The organism is Flavobacterium sp., assembly GCF_040402955.1.
Lineage (GTDB): Bacteria > Bacteroidota > Bacteroidia > Flavobacteriales > Flavobacteriaceae > Flavobacterium.
On record NZ_JBBALQ010000001.1, the window covers coordinates 15,090 to 30,031 of the forward strand.

The window sequence follows — 14,942 nt, forward strand, 5'->3', positions numbered from 1 at the left end:
TTTTTACAATAACCAAACAAAATATTAACAATTTAGTAACATTAGAAAAAAGAGCATAAAAAAAGCGATCTATTTAAGACCGCTTTTGATATTTATTTTGGTGTTAATTATTGAATTAAATTAACTCCGTTTATTGTTGACCATGCACCAGAAACTAAAGTAGCACCTGTAGCAGTTGTACTAGTTGTCCAGTTTGTAGTTGGAGCAAAACTTGTAGCAGTTACCGTAAAAGCACTAGTAACACCAGAGATAAAGTTATTATCTGTGTTAGTGATTTTTACATCAGTTAATTTAATTTTACCACCAACAACTTGGCTGTTGTAAGTAATTAAATCTAATATTTGAATAGCACCACCATTTATTGCAGTAGGTGCAGTTTGGTTTTTGTAGCCATCAATTACGATGTTACTGTAATAACCATTACCATGTTTTTTGAATTGGAAAGCATCTAATTGTACTTCACTTTGTGCTTCAGTAATTGTTCCTGTAGCTCTTTTTAATGTGATGTTAGAAACAACTGGCCAAAATGCATTATCAACACTTTTAGCTTCAGCTTCAATACCGTAATTACCTTTTACTGTTTGGTAAGCATACCAGTTTGTATTATTTTGTCCTCTCCAACCATCTTGCCAGTCAAAAGCATCATCAGAGTTTCCGTAAGAAATTGCATTTTTTAAACTTGCAGTTCCACCGTAAAATTCAAAACCATCATCATTTCCCTTGTAAGAAACTAAGTTTTCTAAAGTTGTACCTGAACCTACAGAGTAAAAAGAAAATCCATTGTGTTCTTTATTGTTAGAAGTAATTACTTTACCAGCATATTCTACTCTTACATATTTTAAAGACCCACCATTATGTAATGGATTTGATCCGCCATATGGTTTTAATAATCCATCTTCTGAAGTTGCAGTTTGAAGAGCTGGGTTTGTTGCTGAGTTTACAATTGGTGCATCACCATACATAATGATACCCGCCCAGTCACCTGGTGTTTTTTGTAATGAAGTAAATACAATAGGTTCTGATGCAGTACCATTTGCAATTAATGTTCCACCGTCTAAAACGACTATTCCTGATTCACCTGTAGTAGCGTCAGCTGTAATTGTTGAACCTGCTTCAAATGTTACTGTTACTCCAGCTGGAATTTGAACCATTCCTTTCAAAGTATAGTTACCAAAAGCGTAAGCTTTACTAGCTGTAAAGTTACCAGTGATTTCTCCGGTTGTTGGAGTTCTTACAGGAGTTTCTTCTTCGTCATCAGAACAACCCGTAAAGATTGATGCCAAGATTGCAAGGCTAAATACTAATTTTTTCATTTTGTTTTAGTTTATTGTTTAATGCAAATATATGCGGTATGCTATAATTAAAAGTGATATTAAAATTAAGAATATATTAAATAAATGTTATGTGTTTTTAGAAGGTATACCCTAAATTAAAGGAAAAGCCTACGCCTTTTTTGAAATCTCTAATTGTTAAGTCAGTTTCCGTAATGTTAATTTTACTTTGGCTTCCTAATTCAATTTGATATAATGGGTTTAAAATGTTATCAGCAGATAATTTTAAATCCCAATTTTTCCCAATTTTATTTCCCCATACAAAATCTAATTTACTAAAAGGCATTTCGTAATAATGATCTAGTCCGTTTGTTCCTACAGCATAAATTCTTTTTCCGTAAACATTGTACACAATAGTCATGGTGTTTTTCCAGTTTTTATTGAAATCAAATTCATATTTTAAATCAGCGTTTACTATCCAAGGTGAAGCGCCTTGTAGTTTTCTTGAAGGATTTGCATCAACAGCAATAGTTTCCGCGCTATTTACAGTATTAATATTTACTTTAGAATACATTAAAGTGGTATTTAACCCGAAAGATAAGTCTTGTAATGATTTAGAAATCTTTTCTAATTGGAATAAAAATTCAATTTCGGCTCCAAATAATAGAGCTTTCTTAGAATTATCGTAAGATATAATTTGACCACCACTACCAGCAGAAGGAATAAATACTCTTTCAATAGGATTTTGAATAAATTTTGAAAAGGCACCAACTACAAATAATTCTTTAGCCGTAGGGAAAATTTCATATTTCAAATCAAAATTAATGTTTTCACTATTTTTAATATTTGTATTACCTTGTTCGATAGTTCCGTCAGGATTAACAAACTCCAAAGGATATGCTTCCATAATAACAGGTCTTGTTATTGTTTTGGATCCGGCAAAACGTAAATTACTATTGTCATTTAAAGCATATTTCACATTCAACGAAGGCAAGATGTCAATTTTATTAACTTTTTTAATAATAAATGGGTCATCAAAACTTCCAGATTCTTTATATTTAGTTTCTCTGTTTGTTTGTTCTGCTCTTGCACCAAAATTTAAGTCAACTTTTTCACCAAATTTCCAAGCCAAATCAAAATATCCAGCATTCACTACTTCATTCAATTTTGTTTTATAAGTTGCGTTAGTACCTTCATTATATGTGAAATTATTAGCGCCTAATTCATTTGACAAAACTGAATCTGGAGTGTTTGTTTGGAAATTAACACCTCCTGTTGAAGTAGGTGTTGGAATAGAAACTAAAAATCTAAAAGAAGATTCTACACTATTCACATAACCATTATATCCAACTGTTAATTTGTTTGATTTGTCAACATCTTCATTTCCAAATTTCCATGAATACTCTAATAATCCGGATGCATTAAATTTACCATCGAAGTTTAAAAACTGTCTGTAAAAACTATTTCCTGAATAACTTACATTTGTTGTGTTTTCGTCAACTTTTATTCCTTTAAAGGATTTTCTATCTGGTAATTGGTAATTGGTTTTAGTAAACGAACCTCCTGCTTTTAAATTATGTCTTTCGTTTTTAGATAATTTATAATTTCCAAATAATTGCGTGTTTAAATAATCGGTTTCTTGTAATTCATTAATTCTAATGAATGTATTGTTTTGATTAGCAGCACCATTTACAGAACCTGTTTGATCTTGTATGGTGTTATCCGTAGTTTTTAAATAAAACGTGTTTGAAGTTAAGTTTAACCTATCTGTTTTATAATTTAAAGCGACTAAAGCAGAACCATTTGTAGAATATTTATATTGTTTAAAATATAAATTATTGTCATAGTTTCCTTGCGCGATGTTGAACAAACGATTTACACCTTCTCTAACTTGAAATTTATTGTCAAAATTTAATGACAACAAGTATTTAAAAACGTTTTTGTTTTTACCGATATTGAACTTCTCGTTATGAGTAACACCTATACTTGTGTTTAATGGCGAATTTGAACTCTCCACATCAAAACCAGAACCAAAACTATTACGTGCTTGACTTGGCGTCAATGTTAAATAACCAGGGTTGGTTCCAAAAATTTTAGGTAAATCTCTTTCATTTCCAGAAAAACCAAAGAAATCACTTGTTCCTTTCGCGTCTTTAGACATTAAGAATTTACTTAAATTGTTGTTTGTCGTATAACCCGCACCAAAATTAAATTTGGTTTGACTTTTTTCACCCGTTGAAGTAATAATATTAAATGTTCCTCCAGCAAAATCACCATATAAATTTGTGTTGAATGTTTTGTATGTTTCAATAATTCCAACAATATCAGTTGGAAAGATATCTAAAGGGATGATTTTTTTAAATGGGTTATTCGATGGAACGGCTAATCCATTAATCAATAAATTATTATATCTATCTTCTAAACCTCTTACAAAAATTCCTCTTCCGTCTACTTTTGAAATTCCAGTTACTTTCGTTAATCCTTCTTCTACATCACTAATTCCTTTACGAGACATTTCTTGAGCTCCTATACTTTGTTTTATTTCCACGGCTTTTTGTTGCTCTTTCAATAAAGCGGTTTCTTTAGTTTTACTAGTTGAACCTTTAATAACAACACCTTCTATGCTATTAGAGTTTTCTTGTAAAGAAACATTTTGAGTAATGTTTTCATTTTCAGCTACAACAACTTCTTTTTCAAAAGTTTTGTATCCTATAAAAGCATATACCACTGTATACTTTCCTGGTTTCATAGTAATTTCATAATTACCATTAATGTCAGATTCCGCATTTATCATAGTTCCTTTTAAGGATACTGATACAAAACCAACAGGTTGTTTGCTGTCTTTGTCTGTAATTAAACCAGCAACTTTAGCTGTGTTTTGTGCGAATGAGATTACCGTAACGAATAATCCAATAAGTAGAAATTTTAATTTCATGAGTTTGTGTTTATTTTTGTTGCAAAAATAGACCTACCTCAATTACGTTAATGTTACTTAGAGGTTATTTATTAGTACGCAAAATGTTAAGTTAATGTTAACAGATTAAATAATAGTAAATAAGTATTTATTGTCATTTTTATATATAATTTTACGGAACTTAAATTTTTTTAATTACTTTTATATTCAATATGAAAAAGAAAGACATAAAAATATTATTGGTTGACGACGAACCGGATATTCTGGAGATTGTTGGTTATAATTTAGAGCAAGCGGGCTACCACGTTACCAAAGCAGAAAATGGTAAAGAAGCTGTTAAATTGGCTATAAAAGTAAAACCACATCTTATTATTATGGATGTGATGATGCCAGAAATGGACGGAATGGAAGCCTGTGAAAAAATTAGAGGAATTCCAGAATTAAAAGACACCATTATTACCTTTCTTACCGCTAGAAGTGAAGATTATTCGCAAGTAGCCGGTTTTGAAGTTGGTGCCGACGATTATATCGCAAAACCTATCAAACCAAAGTTGTTAGTTAGTAAGGTAAAAGGACTATTACGTAGATTAAAAGATACAGAATTAGAAAATTCCGAAACGTTAACCGTGGGGAATCTTGAAATTAACCGTGAAGAATATAAAATTATCAAAGACGGCGTAACCATCGTTTTACCAAGAAAAGAATTTGAATTATTATATTTATTAGCTTCAAAACCAGGAAAAGTGTTCACCAGAGCCGAAATTTTAGATAAAGTTTGGGGCAATGAAGTCATTGTTGGCGGAAGAACCATAGATGTTCACATCAGAAAACTTAGAGAAAAAATTGACGAAGATGTATTCAAAACCATTAAAGGTGTGGGATACAAAATTGAATTAAATGGCGATTAGTTTTAAAAAATCTTACAAATTTGCCTTTAAATCATCGCTTTACATTTCTTTTTTTGTTGTATTAAGTTTGTTGATTTACCATAATTTTATTCAGTTAGTAGACTACTTAATACTTATTGTTTTTCCTATTACGCTTTTCTTTTTTAGTTTTTTTCTAATGCAATATCGGGTAGAAGTATTTATCTACAAAAGAATTAAAAAACTATACGATGAGGTTTCCCTTTTAGACGCCACTTCTTTAAAAAACAAAACCGTTACCACTGACGTTTCTACTTTAACTAACGACATTAGAAACTTCGCCAAAGAGAAAAAAATTGAAATTGAATCCTTAAACATTCGTGAAGAATATAGAAGAGAATTCCTAGGCAACATTTCTCACGAATTAAAAACACCTTTATTTACGGTTCAAGGCTATTTAGAAACACTTATCGAAGGCGGTGCCATTAAAGACAAAGCACTACGTGTAAAATATATTGCACGCGCATCAAAAGGCGTTGAAAGACTAATTAATATTGTGCAAGATTTAGATATGATTTCTAAATTTGAAATTGGTGATTTAAACATAGATATCGAAGGATTTGACATTATTGCCGAAATTCAAAACGTTTTTGATCTTTTAGAAATGAAAGCCGATGCCAAAAACATTATTTTAATGTTTGATGAAAAATACGTTTCTCCCATAATTGTTTATGCCGATAAAGATAAAATTCAACAAGTTTTAACCAACTTAGTCATGAATTCAATTAAATACGGAAAAGAAAATGGTACCACAGAAATTGCGGTTGAGAAAATAAGTAAAACCAAAATTTTGGTGCGCATTTACGATAACGGACAAGGTATTGAGCATCAACATATGTCAAGAATCTTTGAACGTTTTTACAGAATTAACAAAAGCGGCTCAAGAGAAGAAGGCGGTTCGGGCTTGGGCTTAGCCATCGTAAAACACATTATTGAAGCGCATAACGAAAAAATATTTGTGCAAAGTACGTATCAAAAAGGTTCTGAGTTTTCGTTTACCTTGAAAACTAGTAAATAATTAGACCTTCAAAACTTTAATTTTTATACTTTTGCAATATAAAATTAATTGTTGTGGGAAGTAAAAATAAATTAAAAAGATTCAACGAAAATGTAACGTTTCCAAATGTTTTTCAGCCAACTCGTGAAGAAGTAGTTACCGATAGTTTAGCATTAAAAGGAAAATGGAATTCGGATTTCTTTAAAAACAATAACCCAATTGTTCTTGAATTAGGCTGTGGAAAAGGCGAGTATTCTGTAGGTTTAGCAGAAAAATTTCCAAACAAAAACTTTATTGGAATTGATATTAAAGGTGCTCGATTTTGGCGCGGCGCTAAAACCGCAGTAGAAAACGGATTAAATAATGTGGCATTTCTTCGTACTCAAATTGAATTAATAAAGCATTGTTTTGATGAAAATGAAGTAGATGAAATTTGGATTACCTTTCCAGATCCACAAATAAAATACAAACGCACAAAACACCGAATGACCAATTCTGAATTTCTTCAGAACTATAAAAAAATTCTAAAACCTAATGGATTGATGCATTTAAAAACAGATAGCGAATTTATGCACGGCTACACCCTAGGTTTATTACACGGTGAAGGACACGAAGTTTTGTACGCCAATCATAACGTTTACAACAACGCGGGCGCACCAGAAGAAGTAACCAGTATTCAAACTTTTTATGAAAGTCAGTATTTAAAAATAAATAAAAGCATCACGTATATTCAATTTAAAATTAAATAATGGCTTTATTTTTAGCTTTTGCATTTGCACTTTTGTTTTCAATTGTAGGCGTTTTACCTCCTGGAATTGTAAATATGACTGTGGCAAATTATAGCGTTAAAAAAACGTTATTCAAAGCTAAAAAGTTTATCAATGGCGCTATTTTAGTAGTATTTATTCAAAGTGTATTAGGGTTTTATTTTGCTACTTTTTTAGAAAATCATCCACAAGTAATTCAAAATTTAAAATTAGTGGGGAGTATAGTTTTTATATTACTTACACTTTTTTTTCTGGGTAAAGGCATTCAGAAGTTTACGCATTCTAAAGAAATCAAGAAAAAAGCCAATAAAACCAAATGGAAACCCTTTTTACACGGCATTTTTATTTCGGGATTAAATATTTTCCCAATTCCATATTATGCGTTTGTAAGTTTGTATTTATCAGCTTTTATTGAAGATTTTTTTACTAATTTAGTAGGTTTGGCGTTTGTTTTTGGCACAACTTTAGGCACATTTACAGTTTTTATGGGCTATGCTTTTCTGTTTCGAAAAATTAAACATAAAGTAGCTTTTTTTATTAAAAACATTAATTTTATAATTGCTATTATTACCGGATTAATTGCTGTTTTCACCATTTATAACTTAAATAAGTAGTTTGAAAATAAAAGAAGACAATTTTTTTGAACGTGTGTATGAAGTTGCCCGAAAAATTCCTTACGGGAAAGTAACTTCTTATGGCGCTATTGCAAAAGCGTTGGGCGCGGGTCGTTCCGCAAGAATGGTTGGTTGGGCTATGAACGCGTGTCACGGACAAGATGATATTCCGGCACATCGTGTGGTCAATCGTTTAGGACTTTTAACGGGAAAACACCATTTTGAAGGCACTAATTTAATGCAACAATTGTTAGAAAGCGAAGGCATTCAAGTAATTGATAATCAAATAATAGATTTCAAAAAACATTTTTGGGAACCTGATTTTTAGGTTTTTTCTATGTTTTAATCACATAAATAAATCTTATACATTCATTAACAAACTTTTATCGTTTGTCATTTGTCATTTGTCATTTTCAAACTATCTTTGCAATTCAGATTCAGTTTAAATAAAAGTAAAAAAGTTTACACAATAAAATGAAATTAGATAGAAAAGAAATACTTGCTGTGTTAGAAACCATTTCAATTGCTGGTGAAGGAAAAAATATGGTAGAAAGTGGTGCAGTTCAAAACGTAGTAACTTTTGGCGATGAGGTAGTTGTAGATGTGATTTTAACCACCCCAGCTTTACATATAAAAAATCGTGCTGAAGCCGATATCAAAAAAGTCATTGCCGAAAAAATAGATGCTAATGCAAAAGTTAAAGTCAATATAAAAGTTGAAACGTCTACAAAAGAAGAAGCCAATACCATTAAAGGAAAACAAATTCCTGGAATAAGCAATATTATTGCAGTTTCATCTGGAAAAGGCGGTGTTGGAAAATCTACTATTACAGCAAACTTAGCCGTAGCATTATCTAAAATGGGATTCAAAGTTGGTATTTTAGATGCCGATATTTATGGGCCATCCATGCCAATAATGTTCGATGTAGAATCGGCTAAACCAATTTCAGTTGAAATAGATGGCAAATCTAAAATGCAACCCGTTCAAAGTTATGGTGTAGAAATATTATCTATCGGATTTTTCACCAAACCAGACCAAGCGGTTATTTGGCGTGGCCCGATGGCTTCAAAAGCCTTAAACCAAATGATTTTTGATGCCAATTGGGGCGAATTAGATTTTATGTTAATAGATTTACCTCCAGGAACAGGCGACATTCACTTGTCAATTATGCAATCGTTGCCAATAACAGGTGCTGTTGTAGTTAGTACACCTCAAGCGGTTGCTTTAGCAGATGCAAAAAAAGGAGTTTCTATGTTTATGTCCGATGCCATTCAGGTTCCAGTATTGGGAATTATCGAGAATATGGCGTATTTTACACCAGAAGAGCTTCCAGAAAATAAATATTATATTTTTGGAAAAGAAGGTGCCAAAAACTTAGCAGCAGATTTAGAAGTGCCGTTTTTAGGCGAAGTACCTTTAGTACAAAGCATTAGAGAAGCAGGAGATTACGGAAGACCAGCGGCAATGCAAACGGGAACGATTTTAGAAACCGTTTTTGAAGAATTAGCCAGAAGTGTAGTAGCAGAAACGGTAAAAAGAAACGAAAATTTACCTGCTACAGAAGCGATAAAAATTACAACAATGGCAGGATGTGCTGCTATAAAAAAATAGACATTTTAAATTTCTTAGACATTTCAGTCTAAAAATCTAAAGATTCTAATAATCTATTAAAGTCTAAATAAATGACAGAAATTGAAATAACCGAAAACATTGAGAAAGCTTTAGCTGAAATTCGCCCTTTTTTAAATTCCGACGGAGGCGATATTGAATTAGTAGAAGTTCTTGATGGAAAACACGTAAAAGTTAGATTACAAGGCGCTTGTACGAGTTGCAGTTTAAGCATTAGCACAATGAAAGCGGGTGTAGAAACAACGATTAAGAAGTTTGTTCCGCAAATTGAAACAGTAGAAAATATAAAATAGTAAACTTCGGACATCAGACTTTCGACTTTCGACCTTTTACATTAAGACATAAATAAAATGATTGAAACAGATATATTGATAATTGGAGCAGGTCCCACAGGACTTTTTACAGTTTTTGAAGCCGGTTTATTACAATTAAAATGTCATATTATAGATGCCCTTCCTCAACCAGGAGGACAGTTAGCAGAATTATATCCAAAAAAACCTATTTTTGATATTCCAGGTTATCCTGAAGTTTTAGCGGGTGATTTGGTTACCAATTTAATGGAACAAATTAAGCAATTTCAACCCGGTTTTACTTTAGCTGAAACGGCTGAAACTATAGAAAAATTAGAAGACGGTTCGTTTATCGTTACCACTAATAAAGGCACAAAACATAAAGCCAAAGCTATTGCTATTGCTGGGGGTTTAGGAACATTTGAACCCAGAAAACCTGTTTTAAAAGACATAGAATTTTATGAAAATGAAGACCGAGGCGTCGATTATTTTGTAAAAGATCCAGAAAAATATAGAAACAAAAATATTGTAATTGCAGGTGGTGGTGATTCTGCTTTAGATTGGAGTATTTTTTTAGCAAACGTAGCGGCTTCGGTTACATTAATTCATCGAAGAAATGAGTTTCGTGGTGCTTTAGATTCAGTAGAAAAAGTTCAGGAATTAAAATCTTCAGGAAAAATAAAATTAATTACTCCTGCTGAAGTTGTTGGTTTTAAAGGAAGCGAAAGAATTGAATCGTTAGATATAGAAATAAACGGCGCTCGTATGAATGTGCCAACCGATTATTTTATTCCACTTTTCGGACTAACACCAAAATTAGGTGCTATTGCTAATTGGGGATTGGAGATTGAAAAAAACGCCATTAAAGTAAATAACGCACTAGATTACCAAACAAATATTGACGGAATTTATGCCATTGGCGATGTAAACACCTACCCTGGAAAGTTGAAGTTGATTTTATGCGGATTTCATGAAGCCACACTAATGTGTCAAAGCGTGTACAATCGAATACATCCAGGAAAACGTTATGTACTGAAATACACCACTGTTTCTGGCGTAAATGGTTTTGATGGCACTAGAAAAGAAGCAGAAAAAGCGGTTGTAAAAGCTATTGATTAATTATGAGTCAAGATGTAATCCTATTTATTACGGATAGAAACGGAATCAAACACGAAGTGTTGGCCCCAACGGATATGAATATGAACGTGATGGAACTCATCCGTTCTTATGAATTGGCAGAAGAAGGAACAGTTGGCATTTGTGGCGGAATGGCTATGTGTGCTTCGTGCCAATGTTATTTACTTAACGATGTTTTAAAAACTGAAAGAAACGACGACGAAGAAGCTATGTTAGCTGATGCCTATCACGTCAAAGATAATAGCCGACTAGGATGTCAAATACATATTTCGGAAGATTTAGAGGGCTTGGAAATAGAAATTGCGCCAGAACAATAAAAAAGCGAGAAACATTTCTCGCTTTTTTATTGGACTGAAAAAAAGTTAAAACCGCTGTTGTAAAATGTTTTTTTATTTATTTCCATTTTCCGTCATTTTCTCCCAAACTTTTTGATAAAACCATCTTTTAGGATTTTTAAAAAATGTTGGTTTCTTTGTTTTTATAATTCTTGGTTTGTCTTCTAATAATTCTCCATCAAAATTCAATAGATATTCGTTAGATTCAAAATCGAAAAGTCTAATTTTATTTTCTTCAATATCTAATTCATTTTTACCTACTAAATTTACCCAAATATCTCTTCCACTAAAACTCCATTTTATATTTCCATTTTTGTCAATTCTATGTATTTGACTTTCTCCTCTTAATAATAAATCGTTTTCTAAATCTAAGAAACCAAATATTTCATTAAAATCAGGTCTTATAATCCATTCTAGTTCAGCTTCGTCTAAATTTAATGATAAAAGTGAAAAACCTAAGCTCATTATTAAATTATTTTCAGTCAATTTTACAGTTTGTGATTTTTCTTTTCGTGTTGACTTATATAGATAAATTCCACCATCTAATCCATTTATTTCAACATTTTTATGAATATCAGAATTATTTTTATGAAAAGAAATGAATATTGAATTCGTTTTATATTCATTTTGTACTTCTATTACTTTTTCTACTTCAAGTTTTCTGTTTTCTGGATTAATTTTAGAATATGAAACTTCAACATTCCATTTGTCATTTGAAATATTTAGGATTTGATTTTCAATAACTTCTTTTAATTCTGAGGATTTCATTTGTTTCTTTTTACTTTTCGGTTTCTCGAAAATATCCTACAACGTTCCGCAGCTACACGAGGCGCAAGGCTTCGGGACTGCATATTTTCTATTTAACTAAAAAGTTCAATTCGAAACGGCAATTCCACTAAATCCTTGCATCTTGTGTATCTGCTGTTAACAGATGTAGTTATATTTCAATTTGGATTTTTACTTTTCCACCTAACCCTTTTTCGACAATGTCGTACAAAGTCTTTAGCGTTAAGTTACTTCCGTTATTTTCAATTCTTGATATATATTCTCTTTTCTTGTCAACTAAATCACCAAGTTCAGTTTGCGTCAAATGTTTTTCTTCACGAGCTTTTTTCAAAAGTATTCCAATTTTAAAACCTTGGAATTCTCTTTCAAGTTCGTCACGTCTTTCGGTTCCTTTTTCACCGAATACATCATTTTTAATATCTCTCCAACTTTTAGTTTCCATAATTATTTAGTTTTTTCAGAATAATATTTTGTCATTAATCGTAACGCTTTTTCCAATTCATTTTTTGGAGTCTTTTGTGTTTTCTTTTGAAAGCCATTTAATAAAATTACGAGTTTTCCATTGTCGAAAAAGCAAAATACACGCCAAATATTCGAGCCAAGTTGAATTCTTGCTTCGTATAGACCATTTGTTCCTTCCATCGATTTTAAATAATTTGATGGAACTCTTTCTAAAGTTTCAATTGCCTCAATTATTTTAAATATTTTATCTTGAACCTTTTGCGGTTGCTCAAGAAGAAATTCTTCAAAGTGATTTTCGTATGCTATAACTTCACGTACTTTCATTTTTCAAAGGTAACTTAAAAGTTACTAATTTCCCAAATATTTTTCTGATTTTCTATTTTTACACGAATTTTGAGACTATATCTGCTAACTGTTTCCCTTTAGTGCATTTCCTTTTTAGCTTCTAAAATTTTTACACGAATTTCACAAATTTTCACAAACTAATTCGTGCTAATTTGTGAAATTTGTGTCAAATAAATTTAGAGTTGCCGTTTTAGTCTGCCTACGAAACCAAAAGACTTTCAGTCCAAAGCGGTTTAGTTTACACTAATTTTTATTGAAACGCCTGTTCTAAATCGGCAAGTAAGTCTGAAATATCTTCTACTCCCACGCTTAAACGAACTAAATCGTCAGTAATACCAATTTCTTTTCGTTTTTCTTCAGGAATTGAGGCGTGTGTCATTAACGCAGGATGATTTGCTAAAGATTCCACACCACCTAAAGATTCGGCTAATGTAAATACGTTTACTTTTTCTAACATTTTAATTGCATCGGCTTTCGCACCCGATTTAAAAGTGAAAGAAACCATACCACCAAAACCACCAATCATTTGTTTTTTGGCAATTTCATGATTGGGATGACTTTCTAATCCAGGATAATACACTGTGGCTACTTTTGGATGATTCACTAAATATTCCGCCACTTTTGCACCGTTTTCACAATGTCTATGTACACGTAAGTGTAAGGTTTTGATGCCTCGTAACACCAAATAACTATCCATCGGACCTAAAGTTCCACCTGTTGCAAATTGCGCAAAGTGTAATTTTTCGCCTAACGCTTCATCTTTTACGATTAAAGCACCAGCAATTACATCACTGTGTCCGCCTAAATATTTAGTTGCTGAATGCATTACGATATCTGCACCTAAATCTAATGGTTTTTGTAAATATGGCGTGGCAAAAGTATTGTCAACGGCAAAAAGTAACTTATGTTTTTTAGTGATTTTCGCAATTTCTGCAATATCCGCCAATTTCATTAATGGATTGGTTGGCGTTTCTACCCAAACCAATTTCGTGTTTTCATTGATAGCCGCTTCAAATTTTGCATAATCTGTCATATCAATAAAATGGAATTTAATTCCATATTCTTGATAAATACGAGCAAACATTCTGTAAGTTCCACCATATAAATCGTCCATAGCAATTACTTCATCGCCAGGTTTTAAAAGTTTCATAACTGAATCTGTTGCCGCTAAACCTGAAGCAAAAGCTAAACCACGCACTCCATTTTCGATACTTGCTAAAGCTTGTTCTAAAGCCGTACGAGTTGGATTGGCAGCTCTACTGTATTCGTATTCTGATAAAGGCACACCTGGACTCGTTTGTACAAATGTAGAGGTTTGATATACTGGTGGCATTACCGCTCCAGTACTTGGATCGTGATGCTGATTTCCGTGAATTACTTTGGTATTGAATTTCATTTTTCTTTATTTTTATGCAAATATAAGAAAAGTAATAATTGTAATTTGTTTTGTTGTGAGGTATTATTTTGCTTTTAATTCCGAAATAATTTCTCTCAATTCATTAATTCTTTCGTCTTTTTCTAATAACCTTTTTTCATATTGATCTATTAATTTTTCAGATAAATTATTAAATACCAATCCATTATTGTCGCCTTTTTTATTTTTTTGATTTAAAATAATTTTTTCATCCGACAAAAGTTCAAACATTTCCAGTTCATATAAATTTGCAATATTTTCAAGAATATTTATATCTGGTGCTGTTTCGTTTCTTTCATATCTGCCATAAGTAGTTTTTGAAACACCTATTCTTTCTGAAACCGTTTCAGGAGAATAGCCCTTTGAAGTTCGTAGTGTTTTTAATTTATCACCAATTTTCATAAAAAATAATTTAGTTGTTTACAAATATAAAGATATTTTCATATTTTTGTCATTTATGGTAAAACAAATATCAAAAATGGAATTTTAATTATCTTTTTTGAATTTGTAATTTAATTCTAATTTCTCAATTTTGAAATGTTTCAATAGTGGAACAAATAACAACAAAAAATTTTAATTATGAGAAAATTAAATGTAAACCAAATGGAAAATTTGGATGGAGGATTAACGGATCCTTGTAGTAGAGTAACTGGAGGTATGTGTGCGGCAACAATAATTTTAGCGGCTTCCCCATTTGCTCCTATAGCAGCAGCTACAGGAATTGGTTGTGCAATTGGATTATTAGGTTGTAAATAATAATATTAAAAGTTGTCTTATGAAAAAATTAGAACTAAATCAAATAGAGAATATTAATGGAGGAATAAACAAAGCAGAGTTTTGTGCTGGTTTTGGATTGGTTGCATTAGGATATGAGGCTGGTGTTGTTGCGAACTTTTGGAATCCAATTGGATGGGGTGGTGCAGCTTCTTTAGTTCTTGTTGGGATTTATTGTGCTGTATAATTAAATAAAATATGAAAAGAATTGTTTTACTAATATTTGCTTTGATTTTATTTATACTATATGCTTTATTAATATTTGATATTTTAATTTTGAC

General features: G+C 31.6%; 18 protein-coding genes. 11 read left to right on the forward strand and 7 right to left on the reverse strand.

Features of this window, described 5'->3' with window-relative positions; genetic code table 11:
- Positions 1 to 107: 107 nt before the first annotated feature.
- Positions 108 to 1,313, reverse strand: a complete 1,206-nt coding sequence (locus ABWP78_RS00080) for a beta-helix domain-containing protein (RefSeq protein WP_353167628.1) — start codon at positions 1,311 to 1,313, stop codon at positions 108 to 110.
- 97 nt (positions 1,314 to 1,410) lie between these two features.
- Positions 1,411 to 4,206 (reverse strand): TonB-dependent receptor, encoded by a 2,796-nt coding sequence (locus ABWP78_RS00085; RefSeq protein WP_353167630.1) that lies wholly within the window; start codon positions 4,204 to 4,206, stop codon positions 1,411 to 1,413.
- Positions 4,207 to 4,397: 191 nt separating this feature from the next.
- On the opposite strand from ABWP78_RS00085, the gene ABWP78_RS00090 reads away from it, so the two are divergent.
- From ABWP78_RS00090 to ABWP78_RS00130, 9 genes are all read left to right on the forward strand, one after another.
- Positions 4,398 to 5,093, forward strand: a complete 696-nt coding sequence (locus ABWP78_RS00090) for a response regulator transcription factor (protein ID WP_353167633.1) — start codon at positions 4,398 to 4,400, stop codon at positions 5,091 to 5,093.
- Between the two features lie 157 nt (positions 5,094 to 5,250).
- Positions 5,251 to 6,129 (forward strand): sensor histidine kinase, encoded by an 879-nt coding sequence (locus ABWP78_RS00095; RefSeq protein ID WP_502905433.1) that lies wholly within the window; start codon positions 5,251 to 5,253, stop codon positions 6,127 to 6,129.
- Between the two features lie 53 nt (positions 6,130 to 6,182).
- Entirely contained in the window at positions 6,183 to 6,857 is a 675-nt protein-coding gene (trmB, locus tag ABWP78_RS00100; RefSeq protein ID WP_353167636.1) for a tRNA (guanosine(46)-N7)-methyltransferase TrmB, read from the forward strand.
- Positions 6,857 to 7,489, forward strand: a complete 633-nt coding sequence (locus ABWP78_RS00105) for a LysE family transporter (protein ID WP_353167638.1) — start codon at positions 6,857 to 6,859, stop codon at positions 7,487 to 7,489. Before trmB ends, ABWP78_RS00105 begins: the two co-directional genes overlap by 1 nt.
- A gap of 7 nt (positions 7,490 to 7,496) precedes the next feature.
- The gene (locus tag ABWP78_RS00110; RefSeq protein WP_353168093.1) at positions 7,497 to 7,817 is read left to right on the forward strand and encodes an MGMT family protein; all 321 of its coding nucleotides are present in this window, start codon (positions 7,497 to 7,499) and stop codon (positions 7,815 to 7,817) included.
- A gap of 146 nt (positions 7,818 to 7,963) precedes the next feature.
- On the forward strand, positions 7,964 to 9,100 hold the full coding sequence (locus tag ABWP78_RS00115; RefSeq protein WP_353167640.1) for an Mrp/NBP35 family ATP-binding protein: 1,137 nt from the start codon (positions 7,964 to 7,966) through the stop codon (positions 9,098 to 9,100).
- Positions 9,101 to 9,171: 71 nt separating this feature from the next.
- Complete coding sequence (locus ABWP78_RS00120; protein ID WP_353079544.1) at positions 9,172 to 9,411, forward strand: NifU family protein; 240 nt, start codon at positions 9,172 to 9,174, stop codon at positions 9,409 to 9,411.
- Between the two features lie 57 nt (positions 9,412 to 9,468).
- Positions 9,469 to 10,527 carry an NAD(P)/FAD-dependent oxidoreductase gene (locus tag ABWP78_RS00125; protein WP_353167643.1) on the forward strand — a complete coding sequence of 353 codons (1,059 nt, stop codon included), beginning with the start codon at positions 9,469 to 9,471 and terminating at the stop codon, positions 10,525 to 10,527.
- Between the two features lie 2 nt (positions 10,528 to 10,529).
- Positions 10,530 to 10,862, forward strand: a complete 333-nt coding sequence (locus ABWP78_RS00130) for a 2Fe-2S iron-sulfur cluster-binding family protein (protein WP_353167645.1) — start codon at positions 10,530 to 10,532, stop codon at positions 10,860 to 10,862.
- Positions 10,863 to 10,934: 72 nt separating this feature from the next.
- On the opposite strand, the gene ABWP78_RS00135 is transcribed toward ABWP78_RS00130, so the two are convergent.
- From ABWP78_RS00135 to ABWP78_RS00155, 5 genes are all read right to left on the reverse strand, one after another.
- On the reverse strand, positions 10,935 to 11,648 hold the full coding sequence (locus ABWP78_RS00135) for a hypothetical protein (RefSeq protein WP_353167646.1): 714 nt from the start codon (positions 11,646 to 11,648) through the stop codon (positions 10,935 to 10,937).
- A 169-nt stretch (positions 11,649 to 11,817) separates the two neighbouring features.
- Entirely contained in the window at positions 11,818 to 12,108 is a 291-nt protein-coding gene (locus ABWP78_RS00140; protein ID WP_353167648.1) for a helix-turn-helix transcriptional regulator, read from the reverse strand.
- 2 nt (positions 12,109 to 12,110) lie between these two features.
- Positions 12,111 to 12,452, reverse strand: coding sequence for a type II toxin-antitoxin system RelE/ParE family toxin (locus tag ABWP78_RS00145; protein ID WP_353167650.1), 342 nt, complete (start codon positions 12,450 to 12,452; stop codon positions 12,111 to 12,113).
- A gap of 271 nt (positions 12,453 to 12,723) precedes the next feature.
- Positions 12,724 to 13,869, reverse strand: coding sequence for a cystathionine gamma-synthase (locus tag ABWP78_RS00150; RefSeq protein ID WP_353167652.1), 1,146 nt, complete (start codon positions 13,867 to 13,869; stop codon positions 12,724 to 12,726).
- Between the two features lie 63 nt (positions 13,870 to 13,932).
- Positions 13,933 to 14,289 (reverse strand): helix-turn-helix domain-containing protein, encoded by a 357-nt coding sequence (locus ABWP78_RS00155; RefSeq protein WP_353167655.1) that lies wholly within the window; start codon positions 14,287 to 14,289, stop codon positions 13,933 to 13,935.
- A gap of 177 nt (positions 14,290 to 14,466) precedes the next feature.
- Between ABWP78_RS00155 and ABWP78_RS00160 the strand changes: the two genes are divergently transcribed.
- Both ABWP78_RS00160 and ABWP78_RS00165 read left to right on the forward strand, forming a co-directional pair.
- Positions 14,467 to 14,643, forward strand: coding sequence for a hypothetical protein (locus tag ABWP78_RS00160; protein WP_353167657.1), 177 nt, complete (start codon positions 14,467 to 14,469; stop codon positions 14,641 to 14,643).
- 19 nt (positions 14,644 to 14,662) lie between these two features.
- Positions 14,663 to 14,848, forward strand: a complete 186-nt coding sequence (locus ABWP78_RS00165; RefSeq protein ID WP_353167660.1) for a hypothetical protein — start codon at positions 14,663 to 14,665, stop codon at positions 14,846 to 14,848.
- Positions 14,849 to 14,942 lie beyond the last annotated feature (94 nt).